The following is a 2,502-nucleotide window of genomic DNA, read 5'->3' on the forward strand; positions in this document are numbered from 1 at the left end:
GCGATGTGGAGCGCGGCGACGCTCGAGCGCGGCCGCCTGGTCGCCCTCGCCGGCGATTGCGCGGTGTGCCACACGGCGCCCGGCGGCGCGACCAACGCGGGCGGGCTCGCGCTCGATACGCCGTTCGGCACGATCTACACGACGAACCTCACGCCCGATCCGGACACCGGCATCGGCACGTGGTCGTATCCGGCGTTCGCGCGCGCGATGCGCGAAGGCATCTCGCGCGACGGCACGCACCTGTACCCGGCGTTCCCGTACACGGCGTTCGCGAAGCTGAGCGAACCCGACCTGCTCGCGCTCTATGCGTACCTGATGTCGCAGCCGGCGGTGAAGCACGTGCCGCCAAAGACGAAGCTGCCGTTTCCGCTCGACCAGCGGCGCGTCGTCGCCGGCTGGAACTGGCTGTTTCACGATGCGCGGCCGTTCGCGCCGGACCCGGCACGCTCCGCGACGTGGAATCGCGGCAAGTATCTGGTCGACGGCGCCGGGCACTGCGGCGCGTGCCATACGCCGCGCAACGCGCTGGGTGCGGAGAAGGGCGGTGGTGCGTACCTGTCGGGCGGTGAGGCCGAGGGTTGGGTCGCGCCGCCGCTCGTCGCGTCGCCGGCTTCGCCGGTGCCGTGGACCGAAGGCGCGCTGTTCGACTACCTGCGCACGGGCTTCTCCGCGCAGCATGGCGTCGCGGCCGGGCCGATGGCGCCCGTCGTCGCGGGGCTCGCGTCGCTGCCGGAGGCCGACGTCCGGGCGATCGCGCACTATCTCGCGTCGCTGTCGCCGCCCGTCGACGCAGCGGCCGCCGCCGACGCGGCCGCCCGGCAGGCGCGCGGCGCGGAAGCCGTTGCGACGCTCGGCCTCGAGAACGGTCGCCGGGCGTTCGACGCCGCGTGTGCGGTCTGTCATGCGGAATCGGGCGGGGTCGGACATTTCGGCGTACGCCCGTTGATGGGGCTCAACACGAGCGTCAGCCAGGCCGCGCCGGACAACCTGCTGCGCGTGCTGCATCACGGGATCGACCAGCCGGCCACCGGCGGACTCGGCTACATGCCGGGCTTCGGCGACGCGTTCGACGACCGGCAGATGGCCGAGCTGGCCGCGTATATCCGCGCACGCTACGCGCCGGGGCAGCCGGCGTGGCGGAACCTGGCGGAGGCGTCGGCAAGGATCCGGCAGGCAGCGGCGCACTGATCGGCCGCCAGGCAACGGGCTGCGGGAGGGGAGCGACGGGCGACGGGAGGCGGGTTGCGGGCAACCGGCAACCGGGCAAAACTACCCGCTGGCGCGATCTGGCCCGGAAAGGGGCGGAAATATTGCCCCATTTTCCTCATCGTTTAACCATTCGAAACAATGTGTTCACTGAAAGGGGCATGATCTCCGGCGATCGAGCAGGCATACTGTCGCCTATGTTGCTCAATGCGCGTCGAACGGCGCGCGCCTGCCCCCCATGTCCATTCCAGATTCCTTTCGAACCTTGCGATGGTTGACCGTCGCGGCTGCCGTATGCTTGCTCGCCGCGTGTTCGACCGCTTCCGACGTGACCGCGACGTCGAACCCGAACGTGTTCACCGTGACGACGCGCACGGTCGGCGTGTCGACGACGTGGGCCGATGCCCATACGAAGGCCGTGGACGAAGCCACCAATTACTGCACGCAGCGCGGCATGCGCGCGAGCATGAAGCAGGAATCGCTGACCAGCGGCAGCCGTGTCGGCGCGCGCTCCGAACTCGCGTTCGAGTGCCATCCGACCTTCGAGACGGCGTCGAACCCGCGCGGTTGAGCGGCCGGCGGCGTTGACGGCCCGTCTTTGCCGCACGTTTTCCTTCCCCCGCATGCAAAACGACCCGCGATGCCGTCCAGGCACATCGCGGGTCGACGCACGTCCGGTGCGGGCGGCGGCAGTTACGCCGGCTGCGCCTCGTACAGCTTCACGCACGCGGAGAAGTCGAGCGTGCCGAGCCCCTGCTGGCTCATCGACTGATAGAGCTGCTGCGCGAGCGCGCCCATCCACACCGGCTGGTGGGCGCCGCGCGCCGCTTCGGTCGCGAGCCCGAGATCCTTCAGCATCAGGTTCGCCGCGAACCCGCCCGCGTAGCCGCGCGCGGCCGGCGCCGTGTCGCTCACGCCCGGATACGGGTTGTACGCGTCCGAGCTCCAGCAGCGGCCGGTCGACGTATTGATGATGCCGGCCAGCACGGCCGGATCGATCCCGAGCGCCGCGCCGAGCGCCATCGCTTCCGATACGCCCATCATCGAGATCCCGAGCAGCAGGTTGTTGCAGATCTTCGCGATCTGACCGGTGCCCGTGCCGCCGCACTGCACGACGTTCTTGCCCATGTCGAGCAGCACGGGGCGGATGCGCTCGAACAGCGCGGCGTCGGCGCCGACCATGAAGGTCAGCGTGCCGGCCTGCGCGCCGCCGGTGCCGCCCGACACGGGTGCATCGGCGAGCGGGAAGCCGCGCTGCCGCGGTGCCTCGTGCGCCCGCCCGACTGTCGGCGGGCC

The 2,502-nt window shown here is 70.8% G+C and carries 3 protein-coding genes; 2 read left to right on the plus strand and 1 reads right to left on the minus strand.

Annotated features, from left to right (window positions below; all coding sequences use genetic code 11):
• On the plus strand, positions 1–1,188 hold a 1,188-nt coding region (locus G3N96_RS38375), incomplete at its 5' end, for a cytochrome c (protein WP_206140460.1).
• A 256-nt stretch (positions 1,189–1,444) separates the two neighbouring features.
• Positions 1,445–1,777, plus strand: coding sequence for a hypothetical protein (locus G3N96_RS38380; RefSeq protein WP_124585779.1), 333 nt, complete (start codon positions 1,445–1,447; stop codon positions 1,775–1,777).
• A 122-nt stretch (positions 1,778–1,899) separates the two neighbouring features.
• Here G3N96_RS38380 and G3N96_RS38385 read toward each other — a convergent pair.
• Positions 1,900–2,502: NAD-binding protein (locus G3N96_RS38385; RefSeq protein WP_206140461.1), on the minus strand; the 603-nt coding region annotated here is incomplete at its 5' end.

The organism is Burkholderia sp. Se-20373 (genome assembly GCF_017104705.1).
In the GTDB taxonomy this organism is placed as follows: domain Bacteria; phylum Pseudomonadota; class Gammaproteobacteria; order Burkholderiales; family Burkholderiaceae; genus Burkholderia.

Coding starts and splice junctions, on each gene's coding strand:
- G3N96_RS38380 (WP_124585779.1), top strand. CDS start 1,445: ATGTCCATTCCAGATTCCTTTCGAACCTTGCGATGGTTGACCGTCGCG.